The sequence below is a fragment of the Lacinutrix himadriensis genome, assembly GCF_001418105.1.
Taxonomy (GTDB): domain Bacteria; phylum Bacteroidota; class Bacteroidia; order Flavobacteriales; family Flavobacteriaceae; genus Oceanihabitans; species Oceanihabitans himadriense.
Genome location: NZ_LIQI01000017.1, coordinates 1 through 21,649, shown reverse-complemented (window position 1 = coordinate 21,649; position 21,649 = coordinate 1). Strand labels below are relative to the sequence as shown.

Below are 21,649 nucleotides of genomic sequence, written 5' to 3'. Positions count from 1 at the left end.
TAGGGTGAACTGCAATTTTTTTTAATCAATTTTTACAATTTATCTTGTAGTATTGGCTTTAATTCTTATATTGCGTCACTAAATTAACAAGTAGCTTACTTTAAAAGTATGAACATGAAAAAAGTAGTATTATTATTAATCTTAGCAGTATCTGTAACTGCAGTTAGCTGTAAAAGATCTAGTTCTAAAAATACATCTAGAGCAACAGGTTGGAAAATCAATTCTAAAGAAGGTGGTTTCCAATACAACGAAAAATTTAAAGAACAGGAAACTGCTCCTGGATTAGTTTTTGTTGAAGGAGGTACATTTACCATGGGTAAAGTACAAGATGATGTAATGCATGATTGGAACAACAACCCAAATCAACAACACATTCAATCTTTTTATATGGATGAATCTGAAGTTACAAACTTTATGTACTCAGAATATTTATATTGGTTAAAATCAACTTATCCTCCATCTGAAGAAAATTTCAAAGCAATTTATAATGGTGCTGCTCCAGATACATTGGTATGGAGAAACCGTTTAGGTTACAATGAAGTTATGACAAACAATTACTTGCGTCATCCTGCGTATGCAGAATATCCTGTAGTTGGTGTTAGCTGGATTCAAGCAGTTGAATTTGCTAACTGGAGATCTGACAGATATAATGAGTTAAATCTTGAACAAGCCGGATGGTTAACAAGAGATGCTAAATTAACTGCAACATCGGATGCCAACTTTAATACAGATACCTATATCAATGCGCCAACGCAAACATATGGTGGTAACGACAGTATTATCAATCCGGAAAGATCAAGACGTCGTGTACAAACTACAGCGACTGGAGATACTATTAACAAATACGCTACTAGAGAAACTGGTGTAATTTCACCTATGTACAGACTTCCTACAGAAGCGGAATGGGAATATGCTGCTTTAGGTATGTCAGATATTAGAAGTTATAACACATACAGAGGTAGAAAAAAATACCCTTGGAGTGGACAATATACTCGTACAGGAAAACGTAAAGTTCGTGGTGACCAAATGGCCAACTTTAAACAAGGTAAAGGTGATTACGGTGGTATTGCTGGATGGAGTGATGATGGAGCAGATATAACAAAACAAGTAATGTCTTTCGCACCAAACGATTATGGTTTATATGATATGGCTGGAAACGTTGCTGAATGGGTTGCCGATGTTTACAGACCTATTGTAGATGATGAGTTTAATGACTTTAACTACTATAGAGGAAATGTGTATACTAAAAACGCTATTAATGATGACGGAACAGTAAAAATTGTTACTTCAGATGAAATAGTATATGATACTTTATCTAACGGAAAAATTGTAGCAAGAAACCTTCCTGGTGAAATTGCACAAGTTGGTGTTGATGAAAACGAAACGTACTTAAGAACTAACTTCGATAGAAGTGATAACCGTAACTTTAGAGATGGTGATAAACGTTCTTCTAGACAATATGCTGATTCTTTTGATGAAGAAGAAGGTGAAGAAAGTGAAAGTTCTGAAATAACTAGAAAAATGTATAACTCTCCAAAGCATAATGTAGAAATGGATTCTACTGGAACTATGATTCGTGAGTATGACCAATCTGCTAAACGTACTTCTTTAATTAATGATGAAGTAAGAGTTTACAAAGGTGGTTCTTGGAAAGACAGAGAGTACTGGTTAGATCCAGCACAAAGACGTTACTTCCCTCAAGATATGGCAACAGATTATATTGGGTTTAGATGTGCAATGTCTCGTGTAGGTTCAAAATCTAAAGGAAAAAACAAAACAAAGAATTAATAATTCTTTTATAAAATTTAAAAAAGTCCTGACAATAGTCAGGACTTTTTTTTATACATTTATTTTATGAAACGAGCATGTTAAAAAACGTTATCGCTTAAGGGAATAATGAATAGCAAACAGCATGTGACAGCAAAAAAGAATAAACAAAGCACATGAAAATAGCACAATTACATGAGCTGTTCTTACAAAGTAATACCGTAAGTACAGATACAAGAAAAGTCACAAAAGACGGTATGTTTTTCGCTTTAAAAGGCGATAATTTTAATGGAAATACTTTTGCTAAACAAGCACTAGAAAATGGTGCTAAATTTGTGATTATTGATGAAGAAGCCTTTCTTATTAATACGCAAACCATACTTGTAGATAACGTTCTAAACACACTACAAGAATTAGCAACCTATCATAGAAATTACCTAAAAATTAAAATCATTGCTTTAACAGGAAGTAATGGAAAAACAACAACCAAAGAATTAATAAACGCAGCACTTTCTCAAAAATATAAAACAGTAGCTACCATTGGTAATTTAAACAACCATATTGGCGTTCCTTTAACCCTATTATCGATGAACACTGATACCGAAATTGGTATTGTAGAAATGGGGGCAAATCATTTAAAAGAAATTGAGTTCCTATGTAATATTGCACAGCCAGATTATGGCTACATTACAAACTTTGGCAAAGCACATTTAGAGGGCTTTGGAAGTATGGAAGGCGTAATTAAAGGCAAAACCGAATTATATAATTACTTGGTAAAAAATAACAAGCATATCTTTTTTAATGCGGATGATCCTATTCAAGCGGGAAAACTAAGTGGCTCTATTAATAAGTTTGGTTTCTCCCAAACCAATGCTACATACTACAAGATTGAGCTTTTAGAGGCAAATCCTTTTGTAAAACTAAAAGTGGAAGATTATACCATCACCTCGAACCTAATAGGTGCATATAACTTCACAAACCTTTGTGCTGCAACTAGTATTGCAAAATACTTTGATGTACCTTTAAAAGACATCAAAATAGGGATTGAAAATTATACACCTCAAAACAATAGGTCGCAAATCATTCATTTAAAAAACAACAAAGTAATACTAGACGCTTACAACGCAAACCCATCAAGTATGCAAGCAGCACTAACTAATTTTTCTAATTTAAAAGACGATAACAAAATCGTTATTTTAGGAGATATGTTTGAATTAGGAACAGAAGCGGAAAAAGAACATGAAAATATAGCGCAACTGGCAATCGATTTAAACTTTGACAAAATATATCTAGTAGGTGAAAATTTCTTTAACACGGAAACGTTTTCTAATAAATTGCAAAAACACATCTCTTTTGAAGCTTTTAAAAACAGTTTTACAAAACCAGAGAATGCAACACTTTTAATAAAAGGATCACGCGGAATGGCTTTAGAAAGAACCCTAGATCTCATGTAATAGTATTATCTATTTATAAAAGCATAAAAAAAAGCTTCTCTTAAAAGAGAAGCTTTTTTTATTAGTAACAAGCGCTTAAAATCTGAAATCCAAAACGTATTTACGATATAAGAAAGAACATCTAACTTCGTTCTTTTTAAAACAAAAAATCCTGACACTTATGTATCAGGATTTTTTTTAAGTGGGCGACAAGGGATTCGAACCCCTGACCCCTTGGGTGTAAACCAAGTGCTCTGAACCAACTGAGCTAGTCGCCCGAAATATTTTTATTAGGTTTCGGTAACCTATACTCTAAACTACTTTTGTCTCGAGTCCCTTTTAACAGGACTGCAAATATACACCTGTTTTTGGATTCTCAAAAACTTTTTACAACAACATTGCTACTTTATTTAAAAAAAAGAATGACTACGTAATAAGCAAAAATCTCTTTACAAAGGAAAGTATATGTAAACACAAGTCTTTCAAATATTTAGAAAATAGTTTCACAAAACTTAAACATAACAGCTTATTATTAAATAAATGTCAAGGCATAACTTTATAAAGCGTTTTAGATATCTTCTAACAGTATTACTTATTTTAAGTTCGTTAAAACGAAAGCATGCCTATAATAAATTGTTAGTATTACTTTGCCCTACTCTCTCTTGATATTTGAGAAAAGAAGTCACTAAATACAATCTTTTTTAAAACAAAAAATCCCGATACTAAGTATCAGGATTTTTAATTTCTGTGGGCGACAAGGGATTCGAACCCCTGACCCCTTGGGTGTAAACCAAGTGCTCTGAACCAACTGAGCTAGTCGCCCGAAATATTTTTTAAGGTTTCGGTAACCTTATCTTTAATCGTTATGACTAAAGCCCTATTGTTTGGGATTGCAAATATAGATTAGTTTTTGGATTCTCAAAAACTTTTTTAAAGTTTTTTTTAAATAATTTCTGCAACAACAAAAGTACTTCCTCCAACATAAATAACATCGTTCTTTTTAGCTTGAATTAGCGCTTGTTTATATGCTTCATTTACAGAATCATAAACATTTCCGACATAGTTTTTTTTACTAAAGTAAGTGAACAACTCTTCGGCATTTTTTCCACGAGGAATATTTGGTTTACAAAAATAATAGGTTGCTTTTTTAGGTAAAAGAGCAATTATGGAGTCTAAATCTTTATCATTTACCACTCCAAAAACAATATGAAGCGCTTGAAAAGATTCTTCTTGCAATTGTTTCATCACATAAGCAAGCCCTTCTTTATTATGTGCAGTATCACAAATAACCTTTGGGTTTTCATTTAGGATTTGCCATCTTCCTTTTAAACCTGTGTTTTTTACTACTTGCTGTAAGCCTTTCTCTATGTTACTTTGCGAAATCTTCCAATTTTGTTTTTGTAAAACGCTAATGGTCTGCAAAACGGTTTTTATATTTTTTTCTTGATAACTTCCTTTTAAGTCACTTGTATAAGATGTAGTAATTAATTGATCTGCATAATCTATTTTGGAAGAAGCTTCCGCTGCAATACGATTAAAAACGGATTTGGTTTCGCCTTGTGTTTCACCAATAACTACAGGAATATTCTTTTTAATGATTCCTCCTTTTTCTTCCGCAATAGCGGGCAAGGTATTTCCTAAAAACTGTGTATGATCTAATCCTATGTTTGTAATGACAGAAACTTCTGGAGTAATAATATTGGTAGAATCTAATCGTCCGCCTAAACCAACTTCTATAATGGCGATATCTACTTTTTGTTTTGCAAAATAATCGAAAGCCATTCCAACGGTCATTTCAAAAAAGGAAAGGGAATGCTTTTCAAAAAATGTTTTATTTCGTTTAATAAAACCAATGACAAACTGTTTGCTAACTTCTTTACCATTAATCTTAATACGCTCTCTAAAATCTTTTAAATGCGGCGAAGTGTATAATCCAACCGTATAACCAGCTTCTTGTAATATAGAGGCTAACATGTGACTTGTAGAACCTTTCCCATTGGTTCCAGCAACATGAATGGTTTTAAATTGAGTTTCCGGATTTTTTAAATGTTTTGCAAGGATTAGCGTGTTATTTAAGTCTACTTTATACGCTGCTTTACCTTGTTGTTGATACATTGGTAGTTGGCAAAACATCCAATTTACAGTATCTTGATATGTCATTTTATTGCCCTAAATTGAAGTTAACTTTTACAAAACCTACTTGTTTTGCCGGTGCTTTATTGTCTGCTCGCCATTTATGAGATAAAGCGATTCTTTTAGCTGGTTCTAATAAACAATCTGCTGTATTGGTGGTTCCTTTTACTCCTGCTTCTGCTTCCACTACATTGCCACTTCTGTTTACTACTATTTTCACAATGACCATTCCAGACTCATTACAGTCTTGTTTAAAAACGTCTTTTGAAGGTTTCCCTCTTCCGTTTAAACCATAACCTACGCCTCCATTTCCAGATCCTGTATTTCCAAAATAGCTTGGCGCATACGGATCGCCATTTAATTGTCCTTTGTCTCCTGCTTTGTCATCATCACCTTCACCACCTGTTTCACTTCCTTCAGAGTTACTAACGCCACCAATTAGAGCATCTAACTTTTTCTTTTTCTCTTCTTGTTCTTTTTTCTCTTTTGCAATTCTATCTGCTTCGGCTTTCGCTTTAGCATCTGCAATAGCTTTCGCTTTTTTTACTGCGTCTTTTTGTTTTTGTATGGCAACAGCTTCTTCGGTTTCTTGGGTTAAGACTTCTTCTGTAGCTTCCGTAGCTTTTGTAGGTTCTGCTTCGGTTGGCACTACTTCTGCTGGTCGATCTATATTTACATCTTCCGATTTTATTGGTTTTGTAGGTTGTACATTACCACTTCCAAAATCTGTAGTACCAAAATTTACAGCAACACCATACTCTTCTGGAGGATCCATATATTTTGGACCTACCACAAAAATGAGCAATAACACGATTAACGCAACAAGCGTTGTTATTTTTGCCGAATCTTTTTCGTGTTTGGTATTAAAGTATTTCATGTAGATATCCTGCTTGCAAAGCGATTAGTATAAAAACTATTCGCTCATTTTAATTCTAATTGGTAATCCATAGGAAACTGTTACAGGACTCCCCTGTTGCATTCCTGGTTTCATTTTAGGAAGTAATCGAGTTACACGTTTTGCTTCTGCCTCTAATTTAGGATCTGCAGCTCTTGCACCAATACTTACTACATTACCGGAAGTATTAATTTTAAATGAGATATTGATTTTTTGTACTCCTACTAAATCTGAAGCTAAGTCCGTATCAAAATTATTCATGATAAACTCTTTTATTTTATCACTCATGCATTGTTTTCTAGTTGCATTAGTTCCGCCTTCACAACCCGGATAGATTGGTACATTTTCAATCAATGCAAAGGATGTTTCACCACCTCCAGCATTTGCTTTGGCTTTAGCTGCTGCATCTGCTGCTGCTTTTGCTTCACCAGCCGCTTTTGCATCTGCTGCCGCTTTGGCTGCTGCACTTGCTTTTGCTGCGGCATCTGCCTTAGCCTTTGCTGCTGCTGCTTTTGCATCTGAAGCTGCTTTTGCTTTCGCCGCTGCTGCTTTCGCGTCTGCTGCTGCTTTTGCCTTTGCTTCTCCTTCCGCTTTGGCTTTCGCTTCGTTTTCTTTTTTTAACTTTTCTGCGGCTGCTGCTTTTGCTTTAGCTGCTGCTGCTGCTTTATCTTTTGCATCTTTGGCTTCTTTAGCCTCCTTTGCATCTTTAGCTTCCTTTGCGTCTTTAGCCTCTTTTGCTAATTTTTCCGCTTTAGTTTTAGCATCGGCTATTGCTTTTTGCTTTGCTTCTTTTTCTGTTTTTAGTCGCGCTGCTTCTTCCGCTTCTTCTTTTAATATTTTTTCAGCTTCTGCAGCTTCTTTTTTAGCATCTTCTTTTTCTTTAAGCGCTTTTTCTTCCGCTGCTTTTTCTTCTTTTAATTGCTCTTCTTTGAGCAACTCTTCATTAACTCTTTCTTCCTCTGCTTTGGCTTCTTCTTCTGCTATAGCTTCCTCTTCTGCTTTTGCTGCTTCCGCCGCTTCTTCGGCTTTTGCCGCTTCTATTGCTTCTTCATCAATTTCATTCTCTGTAGGTTCCTCAGGAGATTTTTCTTCTACTATTGGTTTATTAGGCTGCACATTTCCTCCTGCAGGTGCTGCATTACCAAAGTTTATTGCTACGCCAAACTCTTCTGGTTCTTCTTGATATTCTTGACCAACAACAAAAAGCAACAAAACAAAAATCAACATTATTAATGTTGTTATTTTTGCAGAATTCTTCTCATGTTTGGTTGTGAAATATTTCATTATGCTTTTGGTATTGAATGTGTATTCAAAACTTAACTTCTTCCTTAAAGAAGTGTTATTTGACTTTTGTTTCTTCAGCTAAAAAAGCTAAAGACACCTTTCCTAAAAAATAGAAAAGGTGTTTTTGTTATTACTGTGACTTTACTGCTAAAGTGGATTTTATTTTATTTCTGTTAGCAATATCCATTATAAATACCACATTTTTCATTTCAACATCTTGGTCGGAACGAATGGTAATAGATGGCGAATCGGTATCCCCTACTTTTGCTAAAACTTCTGCTTCTAAATTATCTTTAGATACTTTTTTCATATCTACATAATAGTTTACATCTTTATCTACGCTTACAGATACATTTTTTGTTTGCGTTGTTTTGCTTGAAGATTTTGGTAATAATAAATCTATAGCTTCTGCCGAAACAAGTGTAGATGCAATCATAAAAAATATAAGCAGCAGAAATACGATGTCTGTCATAGAAGACATGTTAAATTCTGGTGTTACTTTATTTCTTCCTCTTAAATTCATACGTATTTATTGAAAGGATTAAAAAATTTAATACTTATTTATTTATCGACTTATAGAAATTTCTATTCCAATAAACCTTTATAATATTTTAAACTGGCTCGTTTAAGTGATCTAAAAACTCTAAAGAATTAGCTTCCATTTGGTACACCACCTTATCTGTTTTCACAACTAAATGGTTGTATGAAACATAAGCGATAATACCAACAATTAATCCTCCAACAGTAGTTGTCATTGCGGTATATAAACCATCGGCTAATGTTTTAATATCTATAGAACCTCCGGAGTTTGCTATTTCGAAAATAGAAAGAATCATCCCTATTACGGTACCAAGAAAACCAATCATTGGTGCTGCTCCAGAAATAGTTGCTAGTACACTTACGTTTTTTTCTAATCCGTAAATCTCTAATCTTCCTGCGTTCTCAATAGCGGTATTTATATCTTCTAACGGTTTACCAATTCTACTTATTCCTTTTCCTATTAATCTAGAAACTGGTGAATTTTGTTGTACACATAGCATTTGTGCTGCATCTACTTTTCCGTTAGAGACATGGTCTTTAATTTGATTCATAAAATTGGCATCTACTTGTGATGCTGCTTTGATAGCAAATAGTCTTTCAAAATAAATATAGATAGCAACTATAAGTAGTACAAATAGTAGGGCCATAATTATCATTCCTGCTGTACCACCACTTGATATAAGTTCTATTATGGAAAGTGTTTTTTTAGCAGATTCTCCATCCACTAATAATTCTGCACCTTCTTGTGCATCTTGTAATATTGTATTTAACATAAAAAAATTGTTTTGACTAATGTATTAACGTTGGTTTTTTTACTAAAGTATAATAAAGATTTTTAAAAGAATCTTTATTATAGATTCCCGCTTTCGCGAGATTGACAATTTTAATAGAATCCTCGAAAAAAACTCGAGGAATTATTTTTTGATTAAAACAAAGTTCTTGTGACCATAAATGCGGCAGATCCTACAAGGAAACCGATTAATGCCAACCAAGATATTTTTTTTACATACCAAAAGAAATCTATTTTTTCCATTCCCATTGCAACTACTCCTGCTGCAGAACCGATAATTAACATACTTCCACCTGTTCCTGCAGAATATGCAATAAAGTGCCAAAGTTCGTTATCCATAGGCTCAGAGAACATACCTAAACTTGCTGCTACTAAAGGAACATTGTCTATTACTGCAGATCCTACTCCTAATAATAATACTACTAAATCGGAAACACCACCATGATGTAACTCTGTACCTAACATTGGCATAGTATCTTGTAATGTTGTTGCAAATCCGAATAGAATTCCTAAAGATTCTAAAGCTGCAACTGCCATTAAAATCCCTAAGAAGAATAAAATACTTGGCATCTCAATTTTAGAAAGCGAATGATGTACAGGACTATGGTGTGCATGCGCATCGCTTTCGTCAGAATCATGACTAGAAATACTAAATTTAGAATTACTATAGATTTCGGCAAAAATAGCAACGATACCTAAAGCCAACATCATACCAACATACGGAGGTAAATGTGTAACTGTTTTAAAAATTGGCACAGATACAATTCCTGCTAAACCAAGATACAACATGGTTGCACTGTACTTACTTTTTGGTTTATCGTTATCATCTTCCACTTTTTCTAAATCTCCTTTAAAAGCTGGTAAAAACGAAGCTATAAAAGTAGGAACTAACATACATAATAACGATGGTATAAATAGATAACCTATTAAATGTCCTGTGGTTACTTTTTTACCAATCCAAAGCATGGTTGTTGTAACATCTCCAATTGGAGACCATGCTCCACCTGCATTTGCTGCAATAATGATTAAACCCGCATACCAGATACGTACATCTCTGTCTTTCACTATTTTTTGAAGTATAGATATTAAAACAATAGTTGCTGTTAAGTTATCTATGATTGCTGAAAGTATAAACGCTAAAAACGCGAAAATCCATAAGATTTTAGATTTCTTTTTTGTTTTAATAAAGCCTTTAATCGTTGCAAAACCATCAAAATAATCAATGATTTCAACAATAGTCATTGCTCCTAATAAGAATACTAATATTTCTGCTGTTTTACCTAAATGGTGTAGCAGAGTCTCTTCCATCATGTGCATTTTTTCTTCATGACCAAGCAAACCAAAATTATCCATTAAATGGTGTTTGGCAGAATCAAACCACTGCGGAAAATTATCTATACCTAAAGAAATTAAAGCCCAACAAATAGCCATCATGACTAATGCAGGAATAAGCTTATCTATTTTAATGCTATGTTCTAATGTAATGGCTAAATAGCCTAATACAAATACTAAAATAATTACTGTTTCCATAAAATTGTGTTATATAAGTTGGCTTAATGCAATTTCGAAAGCAGTTGCACTAATTCCTGTTTTTGATTGGTTTTTGCTGTGTACGTTTTGAATTGCTTTTTTGATGATTTCTGAAGTATCGTTAAATATAGCTTCATCTGTCATTTGTACTTTACGTTCCATAAAGTAAGCAAAAACTCTTGCCATACCACAGTTCGATATAAAATCTGGAATAAGACTTACGCGATTATCGGTATGTTCCATAATAGAACCAAAAAAGATTTCTTTATCTGCAAATGGTACATTTGCACCACAAGAAATAACCTCTAATCCAGTGTTTATCATTTGATCAATTTGATCTTGTGTAATTAGTCTAGAAGCTGCACAAGGTGCAAATATTTGTGTTTCTAACGACCAGATTTTCTCGTTAATTTCTTCAAAAGGAATAAGTTTATCGGAAACTAATGTGTTACCATCTTTATTTAAAAATAAATCAGTTATTTCCTCAAAAGAAAAACCGTCTTCCTTTATTAAACCACCTTCGCGATCGATAATACCAACAACTTTTGCTCCCATTTGAGAAAGGTAGAATGCTGCTGCAGAACCTACATTACCAAAACCTTGAACGATTGCTTTTTTACCAACTACAGATCCTCCGTAAATAGCGTAATATTGTTTTACAGCTTCGGCAACACCAAAACCTGTAATCATATCTGCAATGGTATATTTTCTAGATACGTTTGGTGAAAAATTCGGATTTTCAATCACTTTAATTACACCTTGACGTAATTGTCCGATTCTATTAATTTTATCTGCTTCCGTTGGTTTAAAGTGTCCATTAAAAACACCTTCTTGCGGATGCCAAACACCACTTTCTTCGGTAATTGGAATTACTTCATGAATTTCATCCACGTTTAAATCGCCACCAGTACCATAATAACTTTTAAGTAAAGGGGAAACTGCGCGATACCAACGTTCTAAAACGCCTTTTTTTCTTGGGTCGCTTGGGTCAAAATTAATCCCTGATTTTGCACCACCTATTGCTGGTCCAGAAACGGTAAATTTAACTTCCATTGTTTTGGCTAAAATAAAACTTCGTTCATATCCAATCCTTTACGCATTCTGGTTCCTCCACCAGCTGCTCCACCACGAAGTGAGTTTATTACTGTCCAACCCTCTGCATCTGTTTCCGCATCTTTCCAATTAAATACAATTTCAGGTTCTTTATTTTCGTACTTACTAAGTAAATCTTTCATTAATTTGGTTCGTTGTTAGTGTTAACAAATATAAAAAACAAAAAGTGCTTTATATTATATTTATATTTTTTTTAAGGAAGATAAATTTTTCCTGAACTATGATCTTGTTTCGCTCCTGTCACACTTGCTAAACAATTTATTTCTTCTCTCATTTTTAGAACTCCTAGAAACCCAAAAATCAAAGCTTCTTTAAACTCTATAATTTCTTTAGAAGGTGTAATAAGATTTATTTCCTTGTTATATAAAATTCGAGATAAAAGATAGTCATTATATGTACCGCCTCCAGTTACTAAAATAGTACTTCTAATATTAACATTTTTTGCTATTTCACTTGCAATATGTTCTGTAAATGTGCGAAGTACATCTGCTTCTTTTCGTTTTGAAGCTTCTAGTCTTGGAGTTATTTCTTTTTCCACCCATTCTAGTCCTAAAGATTTTGGTGGTCTTTGTTTATAGTATGGTAAATTTCTTAATTCATTTCCTAAATTTAATAAATAGATTCCAGATTTTGCGATTTCACCTTTATCATCATAAGGGACACCTAATTGATTTGCGTATTTGTTTAAGACTATGTTTACCGGACAAATATCATAAGCTATGCGTTTTTCATTTTCTGAAGAAGAAATATTTGCAAATCCTCCTAAATTAAACAATAGTCATATTCTGAAAATAATAATTGATCCCCAATAGGTACCAAAGGAGCACCTTGACCTCCTAATGCTACGTCTTGCACTCTAAAATCGCAAACCACTTTATTATTCGTTAAAGTAGCCAGTTCTTTTAGATTTCCTATTTGATAGGTTAAAGCCTTTTCTGGTTGGTGCAATGCGGTATGCCCATGAGAACATATAGCATCTATATTTTCAATATTATTTGCTGCTATAAAAGTATTAATTACTTCTGCTAAATATGCCGTATAATGAATGTCAATCTGCTGTAATTCTTCTAAAGAATTAAACACTAAACCTTTAAGTGTTTGTAACCATTCTTCCGTATAAGCAACGGTTGTACAGCATTCAATTTTAAATTTCCAAGAGTTTTCAAAATTAAAAGTGATGTAAGCTAAATCTATTCCATCTAATGATGTTCCAGACATTACGCCAAGCACTTTATATTCATTTTTTATCATATTTGTAAAAATAGTAATCTCTATTGAAAATATGCTATTAAAAAGTTATATTTGTACTCATTTTTTATCATAAAAACATTTAATTAGAACTATGGATTTTAACTTAACAGAAGAACATATAATGATTCGCGATGCAGCTCGCGATTTTGCTCAAACGGAATTACTTCCAGGAGTTATTGAACGTGACAATGCACAAACTTTCCCGCAAGAATTAGTTCGTAAAATGGGAGATCTTGGTTTTATGGGAATTATGGTAGATCCTAAATATGGAGGAAGCGGAATGGATGCCATTTCTTATGTATTAATTATGGAAGAACTTTCTAAAATTGATGCCTCTGCTTCTGTAATGGTTTCTGTAAACAACTCTTTAGTTTGCTATGGTTTAGAAGCTTATGCAAATGAAGAACAAAAACAAAAATACTTAACAAAACTTGCTACTGGAGAAGAAATTGGAGCTTTTTGTTTAAGTGAACCTGAAGCTGGTAGTGATGCAACTTCGCAAAAAACAACTGCTATAGATAAAGGAGATCACTACTTAATTAACGGTACAAAAAACTGGATTACTAATGGTGGACGTGCAGGAATTTATATAGTAATTGCCCAAACAGATAACCATAAAGGTTCACACGGGATTAATGCTTTTATTCTTGAAAAAGGAATGCCAGGCTTTGATATTGGACCAAAAGAAGATAAATTAGGAATTCGCGGAAGTGATACACATACTTTACAATTTAATGATGTAAAAGTTCCTAAAGAAAATAGAATTGGTGAGGACGGATCTGGTTTCAGATTTGCTATGAAAACTCTATCTGGTGGACGTATTGGTATTGCAGCACAAGCGTTAGGAATTGCAGCTGGTGCTTACGAATTGGCTTTAAAATACTCGAAAGAACGTAAAGCTTTTGGTACCGAAATTTGTAACCATCAAGCGATTGCTTTTAAATTAGCAGATATGTATACCGAAATTGAAGCGGCACGTATGTTAGTGATGAAAGCTGCTTGGGATAAAGACCAAGGAAATAATTATGATATGTCTAGCGCAATGGCAAAATTATATGCATCTCAAGTTGCTATGACACATACAGTGGAAGCGGTTCAGATTCACGGAGGAAACGGTTTTGTAAAAGAATACCATGTAGAGCGTTTGATGCGTGATGCAAAAATCACACAGATTTATGAAGGTACTTCTGAAATACAAAAAATTGTAATTTCTAGAGGATTGATTAAAGGATAAAAAAAAGTAATTTATTATATTTTTAAAGATTCAACTAAACGTTGAATCTTTTTTTTTACCAATTATACAGTTTTTACTACCAAAAACATCTGATTCAAGTTAAATCATACATTTACACATCAAAACAATCACGTGAATCCTTATCTTTAAACAGTATTAAACACTGAACATCAATAATTTACACGTTTTTCACCGTAAATCATTCTAGTTTCCTTACCACTAATTTCAATGGTGTAATAAGTAATATTACATATTTATCGTTCGCCCTAACTAAATTTAGTAATCCTACTAAACTTAAAGAAAATCTTCCCCAAAGGTTAACCTTATAAATAATAAACCATTAACCAAATATAATTAAAAACCAAACATTATGAAAACTAGAATTACTACATTCATTGGTCTGCTTTTCTGCTATTTCAGTTTTGCAAACAATATTACGGTCAGCAATATTTCATTAGAAAATGTGAATAGTGCAAGTAATTATGTATTTATTGAATTTGACTTAAGCTGGGAAAATTCTTGGCGTGTAACCGGTGGACCTGCCAATTGGGATGCGGCTTGGGTATTTGCAAAATTCCGAGTTAATAGTGGCCCATGGACACATGCTCGTATTAACTATGTGGATGGAACAAATGACGAACATATTCCTGCTCCTGGTACTACTATTACTACTGCATCCGATTTTACCGGTGTTCTTGTTCATAGAGACGCAGATGGCTCGGGAGATCTTAATTTACAGGATATGCAACTCCGTTGGAATTATGGATTAAACGGAGTGGAAGATGACGATATCATTGATATTAAGGTATACGCTATAGAAATGGTTTACATACCTGAAGATCCTTTTTATGTAGGTGGCACAAGCGGAACTGAAACAAATAAATTTTATCAGTATCCAAGTACAAACTCTTCATATCAAATAAGCTCGGAAGCTGAAATTGCTGTTGGAACAACAAATGGCTTTTTAAATTATAATGTTGCTGGAAATAGTGGTGATGGTTTAGGGCCAATTCCAGCTGCTTTCCCTAAAGGATTTAATGCTTTTTATATCATGAAATATGAAGTGTCAGAATCGCAATGGCTCGGTTTTTTTAATTCACTTAGTGAAACTCAAAAAGCAAACAGAGATGTTACTGGTCCTGATGGAAAAAACAGTGATAATGTTGTGAACGGAAACACAATATCTTGGACTGGTGGTTCTACCAATGCAACAACCACAGCTCCAGATAGGAGTATTGCATATTTAACATCTGGCGATATGAGTGCCTATTTAGATTGGTCTGGATTACGACCAATAAGTGAACTAGAATATGAAAAAGCATGTCGAGGTACCGCCTTTCCGAAACCAGGAGAATTTGCATGGGGAAATGCTAATATATATAGTGGTAGCAGCTATACTATTACGAATAGTGGCGCATCCAACGAAATGATTTCTAACCCACCACAAAGTACTGGAAATGCTTCGTATGTAACTACTACTGGCTCAGTAGGACCTGTCAGAAATGGAATTTTCGCTGCTAGTGCCATAAATAAAAACCGGGAAGAAACAGGTGGAAGTTATTATGGCGTTATGGAACTCTCTGGTAATCTTTATGAACGTTGTGTAAGTGTTGGTACTCTTAGAGGGAGACTGTTTACAGGAAATCATGGTAATGGCATAATAAGTTCTACAGGTAATAGTACAGCTAGTTTTTGGCCAAACTTTGCAACTGGTGATGGGTTTAGTTATCGTGGTGGTGGTTATTTTAATGGAGCAAATTTTCTTCGTATTTCCGATCGATTTGATGGTGCTTCGCTAATCCCAGGTTCAAGTAGTAGAATAGGGTTTCGAGCTGGCAGAACAGCGCAATAAAAGTTCTATTATGAAACATAAACTATACATATTATGCATAATGTTTTGTTTTTCTTATTCTGCTAAAGCACAGTTTCAAGGAAGTAATGGCGACGGTTTTTCTGTAGATACATCTATTAAAAATTTATTATCAAATGAAGCTATAGCAATATACTTTGGCGGAAACGGGGATGGATTTGCAAGTAATGAGTCTATTAAAAACGTACTAACAGGAGATGCCATAGCCATTTATTTTGGAGGCATTGGTGATGGATTTTCTGAGGGTGAATCTATTAAGAACTTAATGTCTGGTGATGCTGTTACAATATATTTTGGTGGAAATGGTGATGGGTTTGCAGTGGATGAATCTATCAAAAACTTACTTACTGGTGATGCTTTAGCCATTTATTTTGGAGGAAATGGTGATGGGTATGCAGTAGATGAATCTATTAAAAATTTACTAACTGGTGATCCTATAGCTATTTATTTGGGTGGAAATGGTGATGGATTTGCAGTGAGCGAATCTATCAAAAATTTACTAACAAATGAATCCGTAGCTATTTATTTTGGTGGAAATGGCGATGGGTTTTCAACTAGTCAAGTAAACGTTATCATAGATCCTAACCAGGTCGTTGACTTAAAAATTAACATCAAAATCATACTTCAAGGACCAGCATTGATTCCGATAAACTCAGGATTGATGAATGATAATTTACGTATAGATGGAAAACTGCCTACATCTAGTCCATATTCCGATTTAGCATCCATTAACGCTTCCATTTTAAATAATGGAGGAACAACTGGAACCGGATTATCTTCGGAAGACATTGTAGATTGGATTTGGGTTGAAATTAGAGATGGTGCAGACAATACCAATGTAATAAATAGTAAATCGGCCCTTCTGCAACGTGATGGAGACATTGTAAGTTTAGACGGAGTTTCAGAACTTACCATACCAGGTAGAACTAATAGTTATTTTGTAGTGGTAAAACACAGAAATCACTTAGGGATAATGACATCCTCACCAATTGCTTTATCCGTTGCGCCAGTAAGTTTAAACTTTACAAGTAACACCACACCAACTTATGGTAGTCATGCACAAGTACAACTTTTATCAGGTGAAATGGCACTTTGGGCTGGTGATACTGATGGCTTAGGAGAAATACGGTATTCTGGTTCAAATAATGATAGCAATCCAATAAAAGATTATGTGCTTTTAGATCCAGCTAATGGATTTCATTCTGTAACATTCCCATCATCTGGATATTTATTGGAAGACGTAGACTTAAATGGATTTGCAAAATTCTCGGGATCGAATAATGATAGTAATTACATAAAAGATAATGTAATAAATCACCCATCTAATGGATTTAACGCATTGAGTTTTACTATTTTTTATACAGTACCACCAGAAAATTAATTTAAAATACTAGAAAAATGAAAAATAATTATATTCTCATATATCTATTAACATTTAGCATATTTACTTATGCTCAATCATACCAGTTTGGTATAATGCATAATTTTGGACATAATTTTAAAATTGTAGCAATACCAGATTTTACTTCAACAGGAAACACGGATGCTTCAGATATTGGTTTTTCATTAGTGTTACCTACTGGAGAAATTGATATCATTAATGAAAGTAGTCTTCTATCTGGTAGAATTTGGACAGTACAACAATTTGATGCAAATTTTTTAACAGGTGAAGGTTTAGGAGATGGAACAAAAGATATATTCTTATTCAACAATCCTCCTGGTCAAAGTTTTATTTCTCACAACGCTGGAGATTTAATAGATTTAATTAGTTTTGAGGTTAGTAATATGCCTTTAACAGATGAAATGTACTTCTTATTAAACACTGATCCAATTGCAATAGGAGCTGTAAGTGTTCTAGATAGTTTTTATAACTCAAATATTGATAGTACAACAACACAAGATTATTTTACGGGAATCGCAATAGGATTAGGCAATTTTATGTTTTCAACTTTAAGCATAGAAGATTTAGAAATCCTAGCTACGGAAATAATTTTATATCCGAATCCTGCAAAAGATAACGTACAAATAAGTGTCCCAAATAACAAAGAAATTTTTAATATTGAATTATTTGACACATTAGGAAAACAAGTTTTCGTAAAAACAAATAACAACAAATTCAATGTAAGCCATTTACCTTCAGGTGTATATTTAGTTACAATTCATTTCAAAAAATCAAAAATAAACAAAAAATTGGTAGTGCATTAAGTAATTATTAAAGTTGGTAGTTAGACATATAGTGTTAATGGCTGGAAATAATATCGGATGGTTATTCCATCCGATTAAACTCCTTTTTTTATTTCTTTAAATCATCTAACACCAAACGTATTTCTCCATACGTGTACTTATCATCTATTTGATGTTTCAATTCAGAAATATTTTCAAACTTCTGTTTTGGAATAATTTTCTTCAACTCTTTATAATGCTTTTCGGAAATCAAGTCAAGAATTTTTACTTCACCCGAATCTAAAAAACTTGCTAAATGTCCTGCTATGGTATTTACATTCAAATCCCGTTCCATAGCAATTTGCTCTATAGCTTTTCCGGATTTAAATAATTCTAACGAAGTTCTCTTAGTATCTCCTTTTTGTGGTTTTGGTTTTGGAGCATCAAAAATTTCAGCATTCTTAGAAGTTTCTATATTATTTTCATCACAATAATCTCGAATCACTTTTATAATTTCGGTTCCATATTTTTCAACACGTGTTTTACCAAAACCATTTACTTGTAGTAATTCGGTTTTATTGGTTGGTAAGGTTTCGCACATTTCATATAAAGACTTCTGATTGAAAACTTGATAGTGAATTAATTCTTTATCATTAGCAATCGTATTTCTTAACTCACGAAGTAATTCAAATAATTCCACATTAGTCGTTCCATCAATCACCGTTTTTCTAGGTTTCTTTGGTGCTTCTTTTGCTAAAAAAACAGATTTAGCTCGTAATTCTAGAAATGGCTTTACCTGAAAACCTTCCGCTAAACCAGTAAAATATAATTGTTTTGTAGCTAATAATTCTTCAAATACATCTAATGCTTTGGTAAAGTCACTTTCTACCGCTTTATTATCTGTAGTAAAACCAAAGGTTTTATAAGGTTCAATAATCTTCGTGGTTACTTGTATTTTGTAATACGCTAAAGCCTTTGTAAAACGTGCTTGAATTTCTTTACTCGATTCTGGGATTTGCGTAGCTTCAGAAAGTTCTCTCAGTTGTGCTTTAAAACCATTCGCGACTTTAAGTAAATTAGCAACACAGTCTTTAATAGAAACTAAAGGAGCTTCCACATTCCCTTCAATAATTCCTCTGTTTTTATAATAAACATCCAGCACACGATTCACAGGATACAGAAACTTGTAGTAATCAAAAATTTCAGAAATCAAATTTAGTTGAAATTCAGACTTCGATTGATTTAAAATAGCTTCGTCTGGCTGATTTTCTTCCGCTGTTTTGTTAAACGAAATCACATTACTATCGCTAATAATCTGACTGGAATTAATTTTACTTTTTAAAACCAAACCTTCCAAACTTTTACAACGACTCAACGCTACATAGGTTTGTCCGTGAGCAAAAGCACCTTCTGCATCAATGATTGCTTTCTCAAAAGTTAAACCCTGACTTTTATGAATAGTAATCGACCAGGCCAAACGCAAAGGCATTTGCGTATATGAGCCAATTTTATTTTCTGTAATCGCCTTGGTCTCCTTGTCTACATCGTAATTGATGTTTTCCCAAATCTCTGGAGTAGTAATAATATTAAAATCGTCATCCGGACATTTTACAACCACTTCATCTTTATCTAATAAAATGACCTTTCCAATCTTACCATTAAAATAACGTTTTTCTGTAGAGCTGTCATTTTTAATAAACATCACCTGAGCACCAACTTTCAATATGAGCTCTTCTTTATTAGGATAAGAAAACTCCGGAAACTTACCTTCTACCGAAGCATTATACGTTACCTTCTTTCCTTTTAATTTCTCTAATTCTAAATGATTGGTTCGCTCTGCTTTGTTATTATGTGTAGTTAATGAAATATATCCCTCATCTTCGGTAGGTGAAAAATCGGGTTGATACCTTTTATTTAATTCATCTGCCGAAGCCTGCGTTAATGTATTGGTTCTAATCTCATTTAGAATATCTATAAACTTCGGATTGTCTTGTCGGTAAATATGTTTTAATTCTACAGTAATCGCATTGCTTTGCTGATACGCAAGACTACTAAAAAAGAAAGCATTACTATAAAAAGGTTTTAATAAATGCCATTCATTCTCTTTTACAACAGGAGATAATTGTTGCAAATCGCCAATCATTAATAATTGCACACCACCAAAAACTTGATCTCTATTTCTAAACCTTCGTAGTGTTTTATCAATACCGTCTAATAAATCTGCACGCACCATACTAATTTCATCAATCACTAATAAATCCATGGACTTAATAATGTTGATTTTGGTCTTCCCAAATTTTCTGTTAAAACCACCAGATCCTTTTAAATCTTCATTAGGTAAAATAGGTCCAAATGGCATTTGAAAAAACGAGTGTATCGTTACCCCCTTTGCATTAATAGCTGCAACTCCAGTTGGCGCTACAACTACCATTCGTTTTAAAGAATTCATTTTCAACTTGTGCAAAAACGTTGTTTTTCCAGTTCCTGCTTTTCCTGTTAAAAACACATTTCTATCTGTGTTATTTACAAAATCCCAAGCTAAATCTAATTCCTTATTTGTTGCCATTATTAGTGTTTGAATACAAAACTTGAAGATAAATAAAATGAATAGTTATTATGGCGAGTTTTTTAATAAAAATTAAAAACCGTGCTATCCACTATATCTTTTTTTACTTATACCTACTCATAAATAGTGAAACCATTTATAAAAATCATCAAGATATTATGTTATTCCTATTTAAATAAAAAAAGGATGCCGTTACTATCACTCTCGCATCTACCCTTCCAGTTCCTTTTAAGGGATAACCTCTATATTTTCATTTCAGTTTATTGCATAAAAAAATCCTCAACAAATAAATGCTGAGGATTCTCTAAAAAAGGCGACGACCTACTCTTCCACAATGTAGTACCATCGGCGCAAATGGGCTTAACTTCTCTGTTCGGAATGGTAAGAGGTGAGCCCCATCGCTATAATCACCTTAAGTTTAAAGTTAGGAATCTATGATTCTTAACTGCAGATCACCTGCAAATATCTTAACATATTGAAAAAATTACATGAATTGTATTGTATGTACTCTAAAAAAACAGGCGTACAATAAGCCTATGGGTTATTAGTATCACTCGGCTATGACATTACTGCCTTTACACCTATGACCTATCAACGTAGTCATCTCCTACGACCCTTTAAAGAAATCTCATCTTGTGGTGGGTTTCGCGCTTATATGCTTTCAGCGCTTATCCCTTCCAAACGTAGCTACTCTGCAATGCTCCTGGCGGAACAACAGATACACCAGAGGTTTGTCCATTCCGGTCCTCTCGTACTAGGAACAGATCCACTCAAATTTCTAACGCCCACAGTAGATAGAGACCGAACTGTCTCACGACGTTCTGAACCCAGCTCGCGTGCCACTTTAATGGGCGAACAGCCCAACCCTTGGGACCTTCTCCAGCCCCAGGATGTGACGAGCCGACATCGAGGTGCCAAACCCCCCCGTCGATATGAGCTCTTGGGGGAGATCAGCCTGTTATCCCCGGCGTACCTTTTATCCTTTGAGCGATGGCCCTTCCATGCGGAACCACCGGATCACTATGCTCTACTTTCGTACCTGATCGACTTGTAGGTCTCTCAGTCAAGCTCCCTTATGCC

General features: G+C 33.9%; 13 protein-coding genes, 2 tRNA genes, 2 rRNA genes and 2 pseudogenes. 6 read left to right on the top strand and 13 right to left on the bottom strand.

The features are described 5' to 3' along the window. The first annotated feature begins 108 nt into the window (after nt 1-108). A complete protein-coding gene (gene gldJ / locus AMD28_RS04740; RefSeq protein WP_152975548.1) occupies nt 109-1,788 on the top strand; it encodes a gliding motility lipoprotein GldJ in 1,680 nt (559 codons plus the stop codon). Nucleotides 1,789-1,943: 155 nt separating this feature from the next. Next, nucleotides 1,944-3,221 (top strand): UDP-N-acetylmuramoyl-tripeptide--D-alanyl-D-alanine ligase, encoded by a 1,278-nt coding sequence (locus tag AMD28_RS04735; protein ID WP_055443016.1) that lies wholly within the window; start codon nt 1,944-1,946, stop codon nt 3,219-3,221. A 182-nt stretch (nt 3,222-3,403) separates the two neighbouring features. Here AMD28_RS04735 and AMD28_RS04730 read toward each other — a convergent pair. From AMD28_RS04730 to AMD28_RS04685, 10 genes and pseudogenes are all read right to left on the bottom strand, one after another. After that, nucleotides 3,404-3,478 (bottom strand) — tRNA-Val (locus AMD28_RS04730). A 470-nt stretch (nt 3,479-3,948) separates the two neighbouring features. Next, nucleotides 3,949-4,023, bottom strand: a tRNA-Val gene (locus tag AMD28_RS04725). A gap of 119 nt (nt 4,024-4,142) precedes the next feature. Beyond that, nucleotides 4,143-5,360 (bottom strand): bifunctional folylpolyglutamate synthase/dihydrofolate synthase, encoded by a 1,218-nt coding sequence (locus AMD28_RS04720; RefSeq protein WP_055443015.1) that lies wholly within the window; start codon nt 5,358-5,360, stop codon nt 4,143-4,145. 1 nt (nt 5,361) lies between these two features. After that, a complete protein-coding gene (locus AMD28_RS04715; RefSeq protein WP_055443014.1) occupies nt 5,362-6,210 on the bottom strand; it encodes a hypothetical protein in 849 nt (282 codons plus the stop codon). A gap of 36 nt (nt 6,211-6,246) precedes the next feature. After that, on the bottom strand, nt 6,247-7,512 hold the full coding sequence (locus AMD28_RS18500; protein ID WP_055443013.1) for an energy transducer TonB: 1,266 nt from the start codon (nt 7,510-7,512) through the stop codon (nt 6,247-6,249). A 130-nt stretch (nt 7,513-7,642) separates the two neighbouring features. Then, nucleotides 7,643-8,035, bottom strand: a complete 393-nt coding sequence (locus AMD28_RS04705) for an ExbD/TolR family protein (protein WP_055443012.1) — start codon at nt 8,033-8,035, stop codon at nt 7,643-7,645. A gap of 88 nt (nt 8,036-8,123) precedes the next feature. Continuing rightward, nucleotides 8,124-8,825: a MotA/TolQ/ExbB proton channel family protein gene (locus tag AMD28_RS04700; RefSeq protein WP_083478239.1), complete on the bottom strand. Its 702-nt coding sequence runs from the start codon at nt 8,823-8,825 to the stop codon at nt 8,124-8,126. 152 nt (nt 8,826-8,977) lie between these two features. After that, nucleotides 8,978-10,372, bottom strand: coding sequence for a sodium:proton antiporter NhaD (gene nhaD, locus AMD28_RS04695; RefSeq protein ID WP_055443011.1), 1,395 nt, complete (start codon nt 10,370-10,372; stop codon nt 8,978-8,980). A gap of 9 nt (nt 10,373-10,381) precedes the next feature. Beyond that, nucleotides 10,382-11,607, bottom strand: a pseudogene (locus AMD28_RS04690) (Glu/Leu/Phe/Val dehydrogenase dimerization domain-containing protein). Between the two features lie 71 nt (nt 11,608-11,678). Continuing rightward, nucleotides 11,679-12,736, bottom strand: a pseudogene (locus AMD28_RS04685) (anhydro-N-acetylmuramic acid kinase). A 91-nt stretch (nt 12,737-12,827) separates the two neighbouring features. Between AMD28_RS04685 and AMD28_RS04680 the strand changes: the two are divergent. From AMD28_RS04680 to AMD28_RS04665, 4 genes are all read left to right on the top strand, one after another. After that, nucleotides 12,828-13,970 (top strand): acyl-CoA dehydrogenase, encoded by a 1,143-nt coding sequence (locus AMD28_RS04680; RefSeq protein ID WP_055443010.1) that lies wholly within the window; start codon nt 12,828-12,830, stop codon nt 13,968-13,970. A 370-nt stretch (nt 13,971-14,340) separates the two neighbouring features. Next, nucleotides 14,341-15,822: an SUMF1/EgtB/PvdO family nonheme iron enzyme gene (locus AMD28_RS04675; protein WP_055443009.1), complete on the top strand. Its 1,482-nt coding sequence runs from the start codon at nt 14,341-14,343 to the stop codon at nt 15,820-15,822. Nucleotides 15,823-15,832: 10 nt separating this feature from the next. Beyond that, a complete protein-coding gene (locus AMD28_RS04670; RefSeq protein WP_152975547.1) occupies nt 15,833-17,221 on the top strand; it encodes a hypothetical protein in 1,389 nt (462 codons plus the stop codon). Nucleotides 17,222-17,316: 95 nt separating this feature from the next. Beyond that, complete coding sequence (locus AMD28_RS04665; RefSeq protein ID WP_055443007.1) at nt 17,317-18,045, top strand: T9SS type A sorting domain-containing protein; 729 nt, start codon at nt 17,317-17,319, stop codon at nt 18,043-18,045. Nucleotides 18,046-18,133: 88 nt separating this feature from the next. On the opposite strand, the gene AMD28_RS04660 is transcribed toward AMD28_RS04665, so the two are convergent. From AMD28_RS04660 to AMD28_RS04650, 3 genes are all read right to left on the bottom strand, one after another. Next, nucleotides 18,134-20,569 (bottom strand): helix-turn-helix domain-containing protein, encoded by a 2,436-nt coding sequence (locus AMD28_RS04660; protein ID WP_055443006.1) that lies wholly within the window; start codon nt 20,567-20,569, stop codon nt 18,134-18,136. Nucleotides 20,570-20,877: 308 nt separating this feature from the next. Then, nucleotides 20,878-20,984 (bottom strand): 5S ribosomal RNA (gene rrf, locus AMD28_RS04655). A gap of 109 nt (nt 20,985-21,093) precedes the next feature. Continuing rightward, nucleotides 21,094-21,649, bottom strand: a 23S ribosomal RNA gene (locus AMD28_RS04650); the annotation flags it as partial.